The sequence below is a fragment of the Spongiibacter pelagi genome (assembly GCF_014705705.1).
Lineage (GTDB): Bacteria > Pseudomonadota > Gammaproteobacteria > Pseudomonadales > Spongiibacteraceae > Spongiibacter > Spongiibacter pelagi.
Window position 1 is genome coordinate 129873 of record NZ_JACXLD010000005.1, and the last position, 17161, is coordinate 147033.

The 17161-nt window shown below is 50.7% G+C and carries 14 protein-coding genes; 9 read left to right on the top strand and 5 right to left on the bottom strand.

What is annotated here, in order from left to right; genetic code table 11:
* Window positions 1–38: 38 nt before the first annotated feature.
* Window positions 39–2540, bottom strand: coding sequence for a TonB-dependent receptor (locus IB286_RS10365; protein WP_190765225.1), 2502 nt, complete (start codon window positions 2538–2540; stop codon window positions 39–41).
* Between the two features lie 221 nt (window positions 2541–2761).
* On the opposite strand from IB286_RS10365, the gene IB286_RS10370 reads away from it, so the two are divergent.
* The 4 genes from IB286_RS10370 to IB286_RS10385 all read left to right on the top strand — a co-directional run bounded on the left by IB286_RS10370 (window position 2762) and on the right by IB286_RS10385 (window position 6235).
* Complete coding sequence (locus tag IB286_RS10370) at window positions 2762–3805, top strand: AraC family transcriptional regulator (RefSeq protein WP_190765227.1); 1044 nt, start codon at window positions 2762–2764, stop codon at window positions 3803–3805.
* A 146-nt stretch (window positions 3806–3951) separates the two neighbouring features.
* Window positions 3952–4272 (top strand): 2Fe-2S iron-sulfur cluster-binding protein, encoded by a 321-nt coding sequence (locus IB286_RS10375; protein WP_190765229.1) that lies wholly within the window; start codon window positions 3952–3954, stop codon window positions 4270–4272.
* A 15-nt stretch (window positions 4273–4287) separates the two neighbouring features.
* Window positions 4288–5565: a cytochrome P450 gene (locus IB286_RS10380; protein WP_190765231.1), complete on the top strand. Its 1278-nt coding sequence runs from the start codon at window positions 4288–4290 to the stop codon at window positions 5563–5565.
* Between the two features lie 136 nt (window positions 5566–5701).
* On the top strand, window positions 5702–6235 hold the full coding sequence (locus IB286_RS10385; RefSeq protein WP_190765233.1) for a DUF2058 domain-containing protein: 534 nt from the start codon (window positions 5702–5704) through the stop codon (window positions 6233–6235).
* 39 nt (window positions 6236–6274) lie between these two features.
* Here IB286_RS10385 and IB286_RS15630 read toward each other — a convergent pair whose 3' ends face one another.
* Window positions 6275–6403 (bottom strand): hypothetical protein, encoded by a 129-nt coding sequence (locus IB286_RS15630; RefSeq protein WP_263399079.1) that lies wholly within the window; start codon window positions 6401–6403, stop codon window positions 6275–6277.
* Window positions 6404–6572: 169 nt separating this feature from the next.
* On the opposite strand from IB286_RS15630, the gene IB286_RS10390 reads away from it, so the two are divergent.
* Together IB286_RS10390 and IB286_RS10395 are read left to right on the top strand one after the other, a co-directional pair.
* Window positions 6573–8417: a copper resistance system multicopper oxidase gene (locus IB286_RS10390; RefSeq protein WP_317889741.1), complete on the top strand. Its 1845-nt coding sequence runs from the start codon at window positions 6573–6575 to the stop codon at window positions 8415–8417.
* Entirely contained in the window at window positions 8414–9112 is a 699-nt protein-coding gene (locus IB286_RS10395; protein ID WP_190765235.1) for a copper resistance protein B, read from the top strand. The genes IB286_RS10390 and IB286_RS10395 overlap by 4 nt, the downstream gene beginning before the upstream one ends.
* A 26-nt stretch (window positions 9113–9138) precedes the next feature.
* Here the strand turns inward: IB286_RS10395 and IB286_RS15635 are convergent, their stop codons facing one another.
* Together IB286_RS15635 and uxaC are read right to left on the bottom strand one after the other, a co-directional pair.
* Window positions 9139–10617 carry a mannitol dehydrogenase family protein gene (locus tag IB286_RS15635; RefSeq protein WP_190765237.1) on the bottom strand — a complete coding sequence of 493 codons (1479 nt, stop codon included), beginning with the start codon at window positions 10615–10617 and terminating at the stop codon, window positions 9139–9141.
* Window positions 10614–12035: a glucuronate isomerase gene (uxaC, locus tag IB286_RS10405; protein WP_190765239.1), complete on the bottom strand. Its 1422-nt coding sequence runs from the start codon at window positions 12033–12035 to the stop codon at window positions 10614–10616. Before uxaC ends, IB286_RS15635 begins: the two co-directional genes overlap by 4 nt.
* Before the next feature lie 115 nt (window positions 12036–12150).
* On the opposite strand from uxaC, the gene manD reads away from it, so the two are divergent.
* From manD to IB286_RS10420, 3 genes are read left to right on the top strand one after another with little or no spacing between them, the layout of a single operon-like run.
* Window positions 12151–13359 (top strand): D-mannonate dehydratase ManD, encoded by a 1209-nt coding sequence (gene manD, locus IB286_RS10410; protein ID WP_190765241.1) that lies wholly within the window; start codon window positions 12151–12153, stop codon window positions 13357–13359.
* A gap of 7 nt (window positions 13360–13366) precedes the next feature.
* Window positions 13367–14311 (top strand): sugar kinase, encoded by a 945-nt coding sequence (locus IB286_RS10415; RefSeq protein ID WP_190765243.1) that lies wholly within the window; start codon window positions 13367–13369, stop codon window positions 14309–14311.
* A gap of 10 nt (window positions 14312–14321) precedes the next feature.
* Window positions 14322–15848: a glycosyl hydrolase family 79 N-terminal domain-containing protein gene (locus IB286_RS10420; protein ID WP_190765245.1), complete on the top strand. Its 1527-nt coding sequence runs from the start codon at window positions 14322–14324 to the stop codon at window positions 15846–15848.
* 9 nt (window positions 15849–15857) lie between these two features.
* Here the strand turns inward: IB286_RS10420 and IB286_RS10425 are convergent, their stop codons facing one another.
* A complete protein-coding gene (locus tag IB286_RS10425) occupies window positions 15858–17120 on the bottom strand; it encodes a BaiN/RdsA family NAD(P)/FAD-dependent oxidoreductase (protein WP_190765247.1) in 1263 nt (420 codons plus the stop codon).
* Window positions 17121–17161 lie beyond the last annotated feature (41 nt).

Genomic DNA, 17161 nt, shown 5'->3' on the forward strand with positions numbered 1-17161 from the left:
GATGAGGCGGGGATAACTTGGCTGGACGAGAGCAGCGATCAATAGCGATAGCTGAACTCTAGGCCATAAGTTGTGGGCGCACCCTGTTGAAAGTAATCAAACCCAAAGCCAGCTTGTAAGTTGATGGCATAGCCATCGTATTCGGTGCCGGTAATATTCTTGCCCCAAACGGAGATGCTGTAGTCTTCGTTACTACTAAACCATGTGAGTCTGGCATTGTAGAGCGCGTAAGCCTCTTGGCGAATATTTTCGTAGCCGATCTTGTCGTTATACGCGCTATACCACTGATCGTCCTGGTAATTGCCGTTGACATTCATGCTCAGGTAGCCGTGCTCGTTGCTGAGAATCTCCCAGTCGATGGAAATATTGGCGCTCAGTGCCGGTGCAGAAATTAATTCATTGCCAGAGAGGTCTACTTCGTCGTCGTCATTGTTCACAGTCTGTACATTAGAAAGGTACAAATCGGTGTATTCAGACTCCAACAAGCCCAGCCCAAATTGCATGGTGAGTTTTTCAGTTAGCGCAAAAAACATCTCAGATTCCAAACCGTAAATTTTTGAGCCGCCGGCGTTTTCAAGGAAGTTGGATACGCCGACAACATTGATAAATTGCTGGTTGGTATAGTCGTAATAAAACAGTGCGCTGTTAATCCGGGCGCGTTGGTCCCAGAAGTCCGCTTTAAAACCCAGCTCGTAAGCATTGAGGAATTCGGGAGCGGCGTAGGCGTTTTCGAATTCGCGTTCTTCATAGTAAACGCCGGCATTAAAATTGCCGGAGCGGAAGCCGCGACTAAAGCTGGTGTACATCATCAAGTTGTCGTTGAAGCGATAATCCAAGCCGATTTTTCCGGTCCATTCCTGTTCATGGGCAGACAAGGGTTTGGCCGACTCATCGGTATAGGGGCCATGGGTATAACCCGTTTGCGCGGTGAGAAGAAGCTGATCTAAGCCGACGCTGCCGTCGAGGATGCCGGCAACAAGAAGGTCGGGTTCTAATGGGCTCTGACCGCCGACATTGACCGGGACAAAGATATTGTCGACACCGGAATTATTGCCGGGCACCCAGGTGCCGCGGGGCGAACCGTCATAAGCTAAGCGAGAAACATTCAAATAAGGCAAATCGATTTTATCGTCGGTGTAGCGCAAGCCGATATCCATGCCTAGATTGGCGGTGATATTCCAGCGCATCTGGCTATACAGGGCGAAGCTTTCCTTTTCGGTATCCATGCGTTGGTCAATGCAACCAAAGTCCAACAAGTAAGGATAATAGCCGGTAACACCGGGGAAGGTGGCGGCGGTGCGGGTGTCTGGTGGGGTGCCGTAAATACAGTAATTATTGTGTAACTGCATATCTTCGGTGGCGTAATACGCCCCGGCGATTAAATCAAAATCTTCGTACAGTGTGGTTGATATCCGCAGGTCCTGACTGAAGGCCTGCGTTTCTACATTCCAGTCAATCTCCAATAATTCCTGCGGGCTGCCGTCCACATTTTGCAACTGGTGGTAGTCGGAATTGTTGATCGAGGTAATCGAGGTGACCGTGTAATCATCAGTCACGTATTGCATGGTGTGTACCAGCAGGTCGAGATTGACGATGAGCGGTCCGGTGAAGTTGTCCTGCACCTCGTAATAATCGAGCCCTTCGGCAGGGCGAGAGTAGCCGGTGTTGTCTTGAAAGCCGTTATTCTTGCGGTCATAAACGCCCACACCGGAAGTTTCCAGAGCGGTAACCAGCTCCGGATTCTTTGATAAATCCCCTCGGGGTTCATTGCGGCTGGGGCTGGCGAGGCCGTCATTTTCTGAGTGGGTGTATTTGAATACCATATTGATCTTGTCGTTCAGATCAAAATTGAACACTAGGCGTGCGCCTTGAAAGTCCTGCTGGGATAAATCTGGCCCACCCAAGGCGTTTTCATAATAACCATCGCGACGGGAGTATGAGTAAGCCAGTCGTGCGGCCAGCTTGTCTTCAATCAAGGTGCCTTCAATGCCGTAATCGCCTTTATGGCTGTTGTAATTGCCCACGCCCTGCTTGGCATTAAAGTGCAGGCCATCACCAATCTCCGGTGTTTTGGTGACGATATTGATTGCACCGCCGGTGGTGTTTTTGCCGTACAAGGTGCCTTGCGGGCCACGCAATACCTCAAGCCGGGCCACATCAAAAAAGCTCATGCCGTGGGTATAAACCGCGCCCATATAGGCTTCGTCGTTATACACCCCGATTGGGCTGGCTTGATTGGAGCTGTAGTCAGACATACTGACGCCGCGAATAGAAAAAATAGGCTGAACGTCGCCATAGGGGCCGCTGACTTGCATATTAGGCACTTGCGCAGAAATATCGTTAGCGCTGGAAAAACCAAATTTTTCCAAGGTGTTTTCCGACATGCCGGTAATGGCAATCGGTGTGTCCTGTGTGCTTTCTGAGCGCTTCTGTGCAGTGACAAAAACCTCTTCAAGGACGGGTGCGGCGAGTGAGCTTTGAGTAAAGCCTAGACCACTTAGTGCAATTGCAACACTAAGTTTCTTTCTGCTTAGGTTCATTGTTTTTATCCCTTAAGGTAAGACAAATTTTCAGGGATTAGGCTAATCTTTCGCTCTTATGAATTGCCGCCATAAGTATTCAAAAAAAGGACAAATTTTCTTACTCGCTGCATTCGCTGGCGTTTCCTGCAAATCGCTGGACAGAAATAAGCTGTGCTGGTTATATTCATTGTCAGCCAAGTCATTAATCAGAACATCCCTAACAATAAGAATTTAAAAAGATGATAAATCCGGCGGCCAAAGAACCGAGTTTTGATGATCCTGTATTCCCTATCGCCTTATTGGATTTAGGGGAAAAGTTCTTTGAGCGTAGAAACCGGAAGCTAAGTGCGCTCTATCAGCGTTGCTGTATTACACCGGCACAAATTTCTCGCAAAGATGCGCATATCACCGGCTGGCAATTTCGAGAGCTATTCCGAGCTTGCAAAGAAATCGCCATGCCTTCACCGCCTTTGTCTGTTCAGTTAGCCGAGTTTGTGCCGATTACGGTGCCCGGCGGTATGTTTGGTTTGGCGTCGTTTACCGCTAAAAATGTGAAACAAGCATTAGAGGTGATGACGGATTTTGCCTACACCGTTATGCCTGCCTATCATTTCGAGGTGCTAAGCACGGGCCAGCAGCAGCATATAATTCTTAGGCCGGCAATGGATTTTGGCGATGTTCAACGAGAGCTGGATGAGTCGGTTTGTGGTTATGTATTAAACCTGCGCCTGTTTGCTCAGTTGCCTGATCCACCGGTGAGGGTGTCTCTTCGCCATGAGCCACTGGGTAATCTGGCAGATTATGAAAAGCAGTTTGCGGCAAAATTTTACTTCTCCCAAAATCTGCTTGAATTGGTGTTTGAAAAACACCATCTGATGCAGCCGCTTTATACCCATAATCAAAGTACCTTTGATCAAGTTTATAGCAGCTTGCGCAACACCTGTGATAGGGAGCAAGGCAGCTCGACGCCAACCGCGACACGGGTCAGAAAACTGCTGGGTGAACGCTTGGCTGTGGGAATGCCATTAAATATTCAAGCGCTTGCCGAAACCATGAATATCTCTGAGCGTACCCTTGCGCGGCGGCTGCACCAAGAACAAAGTTCTTTTGTTGATATTAAGCAGCAGGTCTCCATCGATTACGCCAAGTTTTTGCTGGAAAGTTCTGAGCAGCCGATTTGTAAAATTGCACAGGCCAGTGGTTATACCAGTGATTCGAATTTCTCTCGCGCCTTTAAGGCAGTGACTGGCCTCACCCCTAAGCAATTCCGCAGCGGCAGTTAATTCCCTTCATTTTTTATCCATTAATCTTCAAGAATAAGCCAAGGTGGCTTGTCCTGTTTTGATTGGTTTTCGTCTGCAAATGACAAGCTTTGCGCCCTTACGATTCTCCCATGCTGCGCAATTAAACAATCAATAAGGAGAAGAGCGTGATCGAGCTAACTTTTATAGAGCACAGTGGCGCTGAACATACTGTCAGTGCTGATGCCGGTACAAACGTGATGCAGGCGGCCATTGATAACGGTGTGCCCGGTATTGATGCCGATTGCGGTGGTGCCTGCGCCTGTGGCACCTGCCATGTGATGGTGTCTACTGAGTGGTTAGACAAAGTGGGAAGCGCCAGTGATATTGAAATCACCATGCTGGAAATGACGCCTGAAAAAAACGAGCGGTCACGCCTTGCCTGTCAGATTTCATTGAGTCCAGAGCTCAGTGGTCTGGTGGTTAATCTTCCAGAATTTCAAATGTAAAACGAGGTGACAATAATGACTAACAACACCGCTGTAAAAATCGACGCTTTGCCCGATCCTTATTCTGTGCCGCTGGATCAGATTAATCTGAGTGATCCGCGTTTGTATGCAGAGAATCAGTGGGGCGCTTATTTTCGTCGGGTTCGAGATGAAGATCCGGTGCATTATTTGAAGGACAGTCCATTTGGCCCGTTTTGGTCAATAACGCGCTTTGAAGATATTGTCGCGGTAGATACCAACCATGAAGTGTTTTCCTCCGAGCCATTCATCATGATCGGTGAGCCGGACGATTCCTTGCCTGTTTCCAATTTCATTTCTATGGATCCGCCTAAGCACGATGAACAGCGCGCGGCGGTACAGCCGGTAGTCGCACCAAAAAATCTCGCACAAATGGAAGGTTTAATTCGTGAGCGCATCTCTGAAATTCTCGATTCCCTTCCTATTGGCGAAGAGATCGAATGGGTGTCTTCCGTCTCTAAAGAACTCACCTCGCAGATGTTGGCCACGATTTTCGACTTCCCCTATGAAGATCGTCACAAACTGATTTACTGGTCTGATGTAGCTACGGGTGCACCGGAGTTGTCTGGCGGTACGGTCGATCACGATGAGCGCATTACCGCACTGTTCGATATGGTGAATACCTTTGGGGCTTTGTGGCAGCAAAAAGCCCAGTTTCGTGCTGCGGGAAATGCGCCGGGTTTTGACTTGATCAGCCTGATGGAGGCCAATGAAAACACCCGCGACATGATTCACCGTACGGAAGAATTTATGGGCAACCTCGGCCTTCTTATTGTTGGCGGTAATGACACTACTCGCAACTCTATTTCAGGCAGCGTGTTGGCAATGAATCAGTTCCCCGACGAGTTTGCCAAGCTCAAAGCCAATCCTGAGCTTATTCCCAATATGGTCTCCGAGATCATTCGCTGGCAAACCCCGCTCGCCCATATGCGCCGGATTGCGACTCGGGATTATGAACTGGGTGGCAAGCTGATTAAGAAGGGCGACAAAGTGGTGATGTGGTATGTCTCGGGCAACCGGGATGAACGGATGATCGAAAATCCAGACCGGGTGATTGTTGATCGGGCGCGCGCCAGACAACACTTGTCGTTCGGCTTGGGTATTCACCGCTGCATGGGGAATCGCCTAGGTGAAATGCAACTGCGTATTACCTGGGAGGAAATTCTCAAACGCTTTGACGATATTCGCGTTGTTGGTGAGCCTGTGCGCGTACATTCGAACTTTGTTAATGGCTATGAATCCATGAAAGTAGTGTTAACACCCAAGGCAAAATAATCCTCCTTTCGGATTTATCGCAAGCTGTTTGCCGCATGCTCGCCCTCGCCTTGAGCATGTGGCTTTTTTGCTTCTAGCACTGCGCGCTATCGCGTAACATTGCCAGTCTCGTACAAGAATTTAAGGTTATAAGGCAATGGCATCACTGCAGGAACAACTGCTGAAAGCGGGCATGGCTGATGAGCGCAAAGCCAAGAAAATCAAACAAGAGCAGCGTAAAACCGCTAAGCAGAATAAGGGTAAAACTGTTGTTGATGAAACCAAGGTGGCGGCCCAGCAAGCCTTGGCGGATAAGGCTGAGCGCGATCGTGAAATCAACCGCCAGCGCAATGCTGAAGCTGAGAAAAAAGCGATTCAGGCGCAGATTATTCAATTGATTGAGTTGAATCGCGTCAGCCGGGATCAGGGTGATATTCCCTATAACTTTACCGACGGTAAGAAAATCAAAAAGCTCCATGTCACCGCCAAGCTACAAACCCAATTGGTTAATGGCGCGCTGGCGATTGTGAAATTACGCGAGCAGTATGAATTGGTGCCTGCGGTTATTGCCCAGAAAATCCAGCAGCGCGATGAGTCCGCGATATTGCTGCTGAATGTCTTCAGCAGCAATGGGGTAGAAGAAGATGATCCTTATGCGGATTACCAAATCCCCGACGATCTGATGTGGTGATTCTGAATTCTGGGGGGCTTTTCTATCCCCCAGATTTTCTTACGATTTATTCAGCCGCTTTTTCAAAAATGAGGCGATCGCTTCCTGATAAATAATAAACATAAAGGGAATGCTTAATGCGGTGGCGGCCGATCCAAAAGCAAGCACTAATATCGTGGTGTCTGACATAAACACTCCTTGTGAATTCCTATGAACCTACCGGACTTATGTTAAGTCTTACGGATGGCTTTATACAATATGCGCTTGACCCTAGAGTTGGGTACAAGGTTTAGTCTGGCCAAAATCAAAAGATAATCTTGATCCGTAGAACCACAAACGAATTGAAGAGAATGTAATTGTGTTTGATTCACTATCACGTCGACAGTTTGTAACCGGTGTTAGCACTGGCATGGCGCTAACAAGCCTGGGATTGCCCTCGGCTAAGGTTAGAGCGGCGGGCCTGTTAGCGGCTCAGCCGGCGGTGCTTAGCGGTAGGCAATTTAATCTGGATATTGGCTACCAACAGGTGAATTTCACCGGGGCTGAGCGTACCGCGACCACGGTGAATGGCAGCTTGCCCGCGCCGATATTGCGTTGGAAAGAAGGCGAACAGGTAAGCCTGCGGGTAACGAATCATCTGGCCCACGATACCTCACTGCACTGGCACGGGATGATTCTGCCCTACCAAATGGATGGGGTGCCGGGGCTGAGTTATGCCGGGATCAAGCCCGGTGAGACTTTTGAATATCGTTTTGATGTTAAGCAGAGCGGCACCTATTGGTACCACTCCCATTCCGGTTTTCAAGAACAGACCGGGCTTTATGGGGCGATTGTTATTGATCCTAAAGAGCCTGACCCGGTGGCCTTTGATCGGGAGTATGTAGTGTTGTTGTCGGATTGGTCGGACACTTCCCCGGAAAGTATTTATGCCAATCTGAAAAAACTGAGTCATTACTACAATTTTCAGGAGCGTACGGTTGGCGATCTTTGGCACGAGATCCGTGAAAAAGGCGTAACCAAAACGTGGCAGGCGCGCAAGATGTGGAACCAGATGCGCATGAGTCAGGCCGATATTGCCGATGTCACCGGCTATACCTACACCTATTTAATGAACGGCAATACCCCTGCATCCGGTTGGATGGGGCTATTTAGTAAAGGTGAAAAAATTCGCCTGCGTTTTATTAATGGTTCAGCCATGAGCATTTTTGATGTGCGCATTCCCGGCTTGAAAATGACGGTGGTGGCGGCAGATGGCCAGAATATTGAGCCGGTCACGGTAGATGAATTTCGCATCGCCACGGCGGAAACCTACGATGTGATTGTGGAGCCGGCGGCGGATCAGGCTTACACCGTATTTGCCCAATCGATTGATCGCACCGGTTATGCCAGGGGCACGCTGGCGCCAGATCCCAGCTTGCAAGCGTTGATTCCAGCCATGGATCCGCGTCCGGTATTGAGTCATCGGGATATGGGTATGGCGCATGACGGTCACGATATGGGCGTGATGGATCATGATATGAGTGCCATGGGTAACGATATGGGGCATGACATGAGCACTATGAAGCATGATATGTCCGGACACTCTATGCATTCTCAGGCAATGAATGCCCATGTAATGAACAGTAAGCCCGGCCCCGCCGGTTTTGGCAGCCAAGCGCCGGTCGTACACAAGCCCAGCGAGCGGGGACCGCAAACGGATATGCAGGCGATGAGCCCGCTGAGTGGCTTGGATGATCAGGGTATTGGCCTGCGCGACCACGCGCAGCTTTATGGACGTAAAGTTTTACGCTACGCCGATATTCGCAATCTAACGCCGACGCTAGATAAGCGCGATCCGGAGCGGGAGATTCAAATGCACCTTACCGGCAATATGTCCCGCTATATGTGGTCTATCGATGGCATTAAATACGCCGATGCCGAGCCGGTTCGACTGCACTATGGCGAGCGGGTAAGAATCACCTTGGTCAATGACACCATGATGACTCACCCCATGCACCTGCACGGTATGTGGAGTGAATTGGAAACCGGCGACCCCGATTACATTCCCCGTAAACATACCGTGATTGTGCAGCCCGGCTCCAAAATCAGTTATCTCGTCACTGCAGATGCCCTTGGGCGTTGGGCCTACCACTGCCACATGCTGTATCACATGCCGGGTATGCACCGCGAAGTACGGGTTGAGCACGGAGGGAAGAAGGCATGAAAACGCTGAGCAAATTCTTGTCTGCACTGCTTGCCTTCACGGTCCTGCAAGTACAGGCAATGGGTGAGGACGACCCCTTGCTGGTGATGGGAAAGCTCGACCAGTTTGAAATCCGTGATACCGAAGGCGATAACCCTCGAGTCTTGGCGGGTGAACTTTGGGCAGGTTATGACCTCAGCAAGCTGTGGTTGAAACTGGATGCCGAGCGCGTAGGCGGCGAAACTGAAGAGCTGGAAGTGCAGGCGCTTTATAGCCGAGCCATATCCGCATTTTGGAATATTCAGTTAGGCGCTCGTTTTGATGATAAGCCAGAACCACGCCGTAAATGGGCGGTGATTGGCGTGCAGGGTTTGGCGCCGTATTTCTTTGATATTGATGCGGCCTTGTTTTTTGGCGAGGGTGGGCAAGTGGGCCTGCGCCTAGAGACGGAATACGAGTGGATGCTAACGCAGCGCTTAGTATTAAGCCCGGACATTGAAATTAATTTATACGGTAAAAATGATCCCGCGACCGAAATCGGCAGTGGCTTGGCCGATGTGGAAGTGGGGCTGCGCCTACGCTACGAAATTCGCCGGGAGTTTGCACCGTATATCGGGGTGAATTGGCAGAAAAAATATGGAAAAACCGCAGACTATGCCGCCGGTGGCGACATTGAAGATGCTCAAGTTGTTATCGGCGTTAGTGCTTGGTTTTAATAAAACTCTGATTAATTACTGCGTTTCTAATTTTTAGCTTCTAGGGCAGCAAGAATACCTTGCTGCCGAAAGGCGTTGAGCCAGTCTGTAATTTCTGCAACAACACGGGCATTGTTATGCAGCTCTATCGGGAAAATTTCTTGAAGGCTGAGCATACTCGTGACGATAGCTGATGAATCCCCGGCGGCTTTTTCATATACTTCGCTAAAACGGGCGCTCATTGGGTCATTAATGGGATAAGCGTTCCCGGTCTCATCCTTGCCCATTAAATAACGTAGCCATGCTGCAATCGCGGCGCTTGTCCGCCAGCTTTGCTTATTATTGTTTAATTGCCAGCGCAAAATGGGTAGAAGGCGGTTGGGGATTTTTTGTGAACCATCCATCGCAATTTGTTGACAGCGATGCCGCAGTGCACTGTTGGCAAAGCGTTGCAGTAATTGCTGTTCATAGGCGGCAAGATCGAAACTTGCGGGCAGGGATAGCGTTGGGGCAGCTTCTTCGTGCATCAATTCCGCAATGAATTGGCGCAGTGTTGCATTAGCAATAAACTCATCAACCGTTTGGTAAGCCATCACTGCACCCATATAGGCAATCGCCGAATGGCTGGCATTCAGCAGCCGTAGCTTCATTGCTTCAAATGGAGCGACATCACTTACATATTCCGCGCCGACCTTGTCCCAGGCAGGCACTGCCCCAGCAAAGTTTTGTTCGATCACCCATTGGCTAAATGGCTCGGTAAATACCGCCGCGCGATCCTCGTAAGCACAATCTCGCTTTAGTTGATGAATATCGGTCTCACTGCTTGCGGGAACAATGCGATCCACCATGCTGCAAGGAAAACGACAATTTTCATCAACCCAATCAGCCAAGGCGGGGTCAAGCTGCTGGCAAAACTTGAGTAGAGCCGCGCGAAGTTTTTTGCCATTGGCGGCGATATTGTCGCAAGAGAGAATCGTTAATCCGCTGCGGTTTTGCATTTTGCGCTGAGCCAGCGCGGCGGCTAGAAAGCCCAGTGCGGTTAGTGGTGAATTGGGCTGTTGTAAGTCGTTTTGAATTTCTGGGTGAGAAAGGTCTAGCTCGCCGCTGGCTGAGGAAAGGCAGTAGCCCTTCTCGGTAATGGTCAGGGTTACGACATGGGTGGTGGCTGAGGCTATGGTTTGAATCACGCGCTCGGGTGATTCTGGTGCAACAATCACCTCGCTTATGGCGCCGATAATTTCACGCTGGGTGCTGTTGCCATCCCGAACTTCCAAGGTGTAGAGATTATCCTGTGTCTGCAACTGTTCTCTAGCGTTAGAGCTGCGCAGGCTGACCCCGATAATGCGCCAGTCTCCGCCAAACTGTTCAAGTACCTTGTGGGTATACCATGCCTGATGCGCGCGGTGAAAAGCGCCTAGACCAAGGTGAACAATGCCGGCTTGCGGGCGTTGCTTGAAATATTCGGGAAGCGGGGTTTTAAGGGAAGCCGCGGTTTGTGCAGATAAACGCATCTTGGTATTGCTCACAGCCGATAGGCTTTTTTAGCCAAGTTATAACTGAGTTCAGTGGCCAGCTCGGTGGCTTCAGTTTCTGTTAGCCGGTGGTCGGCAACCAGCTCCGCCAGAAAGCCGCAGTCCATCCGGCGGGCGACATCGTGGCGGGCGGGAATGGATAAAAAGGCGCGGGTGTCATCATTAAATCCAACGGTATTGTAAAACCCTGCGGTTTCAGTCATTTGCTGTCGAAAGCGGCGCATCCCTTCCGGGCTGTCATTAAACCACCAAGCGGGGCCGAGCTTGAGGCAGGGGTAGTGCCCTGCCAAGGGTGCTAATTCTCGGGCGTAGCTGGTTTCATCTAAGGTGAAAATAATCAGGCTGAAATCGGGGTGATCTCCGAAGCGATTAAGCAGTGGCCGCAGTGCGTAGACATATTCAGTTTGCAGCGGAATATCGGCGCCTTTGTCGCGGCCAAATTGGGCGAACAATGGTTGGTTGTGATTGCGAAATACGCCGGGGTGGAGTTGCATCACTAGGCCATCATCAACACTCATGGACGCCATCTCGGTCAGCATTTGTGCGCGGAACAGCTCTGCTTCTGTCGCCGTAAAATCGCCGCTAATAATCTTGCTGAACAGTACTTCGTATTCATTTTCTGAAAGGTCGGCGGTTAGTGCTGTGGGGTGGCCGTGGTCGGTGGCAGTCGCGCCATGCTGCTTGAAGAATGCTCTGCGCTGACGCAGTGCCGCGAGATAGCCATGCCAGTTGTGGGTGTCTTCCCCGGTGAGTTCGGCAAGGCGCAAAAGATTTTCGGTAAAACCTTCAAACTCGGGATCGACCACCGGGTCGGGTCGGAAACTGGTAATGACTCGTCCTGACCAGTCGCTGCGTAAAATGCTGGCGTGGTGTTCCAGTGAGTCTAGCGGTGATTCCGTGGTGGCCAATACCTCGATATTAAATCGCTCGAATAAGGCCCGAGGGCGGAAACTTTCTTTTGCCAGTTGTTGGTTGATGTGTTGGAAGTAAATCTCAGCGGTGTCTTGGCTCAGCGCGATATCCAGTCCGAAGACTTCGGCAAACACATGGTCCAACCACATTCGCGAGGGTGTGCCCCGGAACAGGTGGTAATGATTGGCGAACAATTTCCAGACTTCTTGCGGGTCGACGTCATTGTGGCTGCCATCGGCGCGGGGAATGCCTAGTTGGTCGAGCGTTATCCCCTGGCTGTACAGCATTCTAAAGACATAGTGATCTGGCTTGATCAGTAAGTCGCTGGCATTTTCAAAGGGCTTATTCAGTGCAAACCAGCTCGGGTCGGTATGGCCGTGGGGGCTGATAATCGGCAGTGCTTTAACGGACTCGTAGAGGCTGCGGGCAATAGCGCGAATTGATGGATCGGCGGGCAGCAGTCGGTCGGGATGAAGCTGAAGCTTTGCTGGAACGCGCATGGCGACTCCGGAAATCGGTTTTTAATCGCGTCTATTCAATGTCATTTATGTTTAACTTTTGTGACCTACAGTGTTCGTTCTCAACATTTATTTGTTGGCCGAGCGCCGAGGTCTTATGAAAATCATTGATGCCAAAGTCATTGTTAGCTGTCCCGGACGTAACTTCGTCACCCTAAAAATTATCACCGATGAAGGTGTGCATGGCATTGGCGATGCCACCTTGAATGGCCGTGAAATGGCGGTGGTGGCCTATCTGGAAGATCATGTGATTCCCTGCCTGATTGGTCGCGACCCGCAGCAGATTGAAGATATTTGGCAATATCTCTATCGCGGCTGCTACTGGCGCCGAGGCGCGGTCACCATGACGGCCATTGCCGCCGTTGATGTGGCACTGTGGGATATTAAAGGCAAACTGGCCAATATGCCCTTGTACCAGTTGCTGGGTGGCCGCTCCCGCGAAGGGGTAATGGTCTATGGCCATGCCAACGGTGCCGATATTGGCGAGACCACCGAAGAGGTAGGGCGCTATCTGGATATGGGGTATAAGGCAATTCGGGCGCAGTGTGGCATTCCCGGTTTGCCCTCAACCTATGGCGTGTCTGGCGACAAAATGTTTTATGAGCCAGCCAATGCCGACCTGCCAGAAGAGAATGTCTGGTCTACCGAAAAATACCTTAACCATGTCCCCAAATTATTTGAGCGTCTGCGCGACAGCTACGGCTTTGATGTTCACTTATTACATGACTGCCACCATCGCTTGAGTCCAATTGAAGCGGGGCGGCTGGGTAAAGATTTAGAGCCTTATCGTCTGTTCTGGCTGGAAGATACCGTACCGGCAGAGCTGCAGGAGCGCTTTCGTCTGATTCGCCATCACACCACGACACCGCTGGCGGTGGGGGAAGTGTTTAATTCCATCTATGACTGTCACACCCTGATTAGCGAACAGCTCATTGATTACATCCGCTCAACCATTGTGCACACCGGCGGTATTAGTCATGTTCGCCGCATTGCGGCGCTGGCAGAAATTTACAATGTGCGTACGGGCTTTCACGGCGCGACCGATCTCTCGCCGGTGAGTATGGGGGCGGCACTGCACTTTGATACCTGGGTGCCCAATTTTGGGATTCAGGAATATATGCGCCACACCGATGCCACCGACGAAGTGTTCCCAAGCGACTACCTCTTTGAAGACGGCTATCTCAAAGTGGGTGATGCGCCGGGTCATGGCGTGGATATCGATGAATCGCTAGCGGCCAAATATCCCTATCAGCGCGCTTATTTGCCGGTAAACCGCTTGCAGGATGGCACGCTTTTTAATTGGTAAGGATGGTATGAGTGATAAAGTCATGCCTCGCTTCCTTGCTCTAGGAGAAGTGATGATTGAGCTGGCGCCTGGGTCTGGCCAGGCGGGCTTTGATCTGGGTTTTGCCGGGGATACGTATAATACCGCGATTCATCTTGCTCGGCTTGGGGCCGAGGTCGCTTATCTTACCGAAATTGGTGCGGATAAATTTAGCGATGCCATTGTGATAATGGGAGAGGCTAACGGGCTGGATATGAAAGCCTGTGTTCGCACCCAGGGCGAACTGCCCGGTCTTTATCTGATCGAAAATGATCAGCGTGGTGAGCGCCAGTTTTATTATTGGCGGGATAATAGTGCGGCCCGCCAGCTTTTTAATTCCGATAATAAACTCCAGCACTTGCTCGACACCGTGCAAGAAGGCGATGTGGTTTATCTTTCAGGTATTACCTTGGCGGTGATGGACGGCGATATTGAAGGACGCTTCTGGACGTTTATTCAACAAATAAAACACCGTGATATCACTCTGGTATTCGATCCTAATTATCGTCCGCGCCTGTGGCCAGATTTGGAAAAAGCACGAACCGCGTATAAAAAACTCATTGCCCTTTGCGATGCGGCATTACCCACCTTAGACGATGAAATAGCGCTGTGGGGTTTTGACAATACTGAAGAAGTCCTTCGCTTTTATCGAGAATTAGGGGTGGCGGAAGTGGTTTTGAAACTGCCTGATGCGCAAGCGATGGCGGTATTTGAGGGCCAGTGCGTAAGCCGTAAAAGTGTTTATAGCGGCCCGGTGATTGACACTACCGGGGCAGGAGATGCCTTTAATGCGGGCTATCTGTTTGCACGATTTTCCGGTATGGATTTATCGGCTGCGCTGGAGATGGGGCACCAAATGGCGGCTAAAGTGATTGCCGTGCGCGGTGCGCTGCCAAAGCGTGGTGATGCTGCCGAGGGGGAGGTGAATTATTAAACCTCACGATATGATTATTCGCTATTTACGCAAGCTGATTTATTTTCTTGTGGATGCGTTTTCTGTTCTTGTGCCGGGCAAGCATTCTCGGCCTGAGCCGGCAAAACATGCGGTATTGTATTTACATAATTCAGAGCCGGTAGCTGAAATTGATAAGCGCTATTTGTCTTTCTCTGTAGATATTTCCGTGCTGGTTGGCGGTTTTTGGTGGGAAGGTACCAATGATAGCCGTCGCGGTTTGGGCACGCTGCGTACACTGCCGCTCAATTTAAATTCCGCTAAATTGGATCGTTTGGTAAAACTTTTAGGGCCGGCGTATTTGCGGGTGGGTGGCTCGGAAGCGGACAAAATCCATTATTTTGAAAACCCCGAAGGGGATGCCGACGCGCTGGTACTCACCACGCAGCAGTGGGATGACTTGCATTCATTTATTTCTCGCAACGATCTAAAACTGATTTTTACCTGCAAATACGGCCTGTTTAAACGCGAGCATCAGGGGCGCTGGCAAGGGCAGGAATTACTAGCGCTGCTGGATTACTCCAACGTGCGGGGCTACCAGATTGATGTGTTTGAGCTGGGTAATGAGCTCAATGCGTACTGGGCTTTTCACGGCGTGCTGTCGCAGCCACGAGCGATTGACCTGGCTCGGGATTACGGCCAGTTTTACAACATCGTTAAAAGCCAATTTCCCAAATCAAAAATATCCGGGCCGGGCAGTGCCTTTTGGCCCAAGCTGGGTGAAACCGTAAAGCCGATTAGTAATATCACCCCGCGATTTTTGGCCAACCTGGATTTCAAACTGGATATCGTCGATTGGCATTACTATCCCTTTCAGAGTGATCGCAGCCCGATTCGTACCCGCTCGGCGCGCCTGCATCATTTACTCGACCCAAAGTCCTTTGAGTATTTTGGCAAATACAGCAAACGTCTAAGCGCCTTGCGAACCGGCTACCAACCGCACGCAGAATTATGGACCGGGGAAACTGGCTCCGCCCAATGTGGCGGACAGCCGGAACTGTCAGATCGCTGGGTGTCCAGTTTTTGGTGGGCCGATCAGCTTGGCATGGGGGCCAAACTCGGCCAAAAAGTGATGGTGCGGCAGTCTCTTATCGGCGGGGACTACGGCATGATTGCGCGCTTGACCCTTAAGCCGCGTCCGGATTATTGGGTGAGTTGGTTGTGGGCCCAATTGATGGGCCGCAAGGTGTTCGCGATTGAAAGTGGTTCACCCCATTTGCGCTGTTATTTGCATTCGGCCAAAGGGGGCAAGGGTAAAACGCTGATGCTGATTAATCTGGCGGCTCATGTGGTGAGCCTGGATTTTGTTTCAGAGCAGCGTGCGGGCGTGGCATCGGAATTTATTGTAGAAGGCTATGAGCTAACGGCGAAGAGTTTACTCAGTCGGCGGGTGAGGTTGAACGGTCAAAAGCTGCGTTTTAAATCGGGTACAGTTGCCCTCGATGATTTTCAGGCAATTCCCTTCACCGGCAAAGTGTCGCCCTACAGTATTAGTTTCTGGCGTTTCGAATCGGCCTGAGTATTTGTTTCAGGCTTGGCCGTTAAGCCAGTTAGCAAGCCCTTGTCCGGCTGCTTGGCCGGTCGCAAAACAGGCGGTCAATAAATAGCCTCCAGTGGGAGCCTCCCAGTCCAGCATTTCTCCTGCGACAAATACACCGGGCAATTTTTCCAACATTAAGGCCGGGCTGAGTTCTGAAAATGAAATCCCCCCTGCGGTGCTAATTGCCTCGGCAATCGGGCGCGTTGCTTGAATGGGGGGTAATTGCATATTTTTCAAGCACTGCGCTAATGAGGCCGTGTCGCTCATTTGTAAGTCGGGGCAGCACTCGCGTAATAGTGTGTGTGCTATGGCGGGCAACTTCAGCTTCTTTTGCAAGAGATTGCTGGTGCTGATGCCTTTGCGGGTGGATTGCAGCTTCGCAGTAATTTGTTCAAGACTATTTTGCGGTAGCCAATCGAGAGAAAGCTGCGCTGCGCCTGTTTGCTGTAATTGATCTCTTATCGACGCACTTAGGGCGTAAATGAGACTGCCCTCAATACCGTATTCAGAAATCAAACATTCGCCAATTCGGCTTTCTCGCGACCCATCCGCTTTCTTTAAATTCAACTGAATGTTTTTTAGCGGTGTACCGGCAAAGCGCTTTTTTAGGTAGTCACTCCAATTAAGTTCAAAACCGCAGTTGCTGGCTTGAAATGCTGCGATGCTTAAGCCTTGCTTTTCAAGAATTTTAGCCCAGCTACCATCGGAGCCGAGCTGTGGCCAACTGGCTCCGCCAAGTGCCAAAACAACACCAGAGAAGCTGCGTTCAAATTGGCCGTGAGGGGTTTGAAATTGCCAGTGGTGCTTATGTTCAGCAGTGCGTAAGCCGGTCCAGCGATGGCGCTGATGAAAAACGACACCTTGCTCGCGCAGCCGATGTAACCATGCGCGCAATAGCGGAGCGGCTTTCATCTCTTTGGGGAAAACCCGACCCGAAGTGCCAACAAAGGTTTCTACGCCGAGATCGTGAATCCACTGCCGCAGCGCATCAGGGCGAAGTGCGTCAATAAATGGTTGCAAGGCGTCGGCGGTATCGCCGTAGCGAAGAATGAATTGAGAATAGTCTTCCGCGTGGGTGATATTCATGCCGCCTACACCAGCGCGCAGAAATTTACGCGCAGCGCTGGGCATAGCGTCAAACACCTCAACCCGAAAGCCCTTGGCCGCGAGCTGTTCGGCGGCCATTAACCCTGCTGGGCCAGCGCCAATAACGGCAACCGTGGGTGATTTTGGGTCGGGGCTGATGGTCATGAAAAAGCGCTTAATGAGTGATTTTGGTTGTTAGTGAAGTT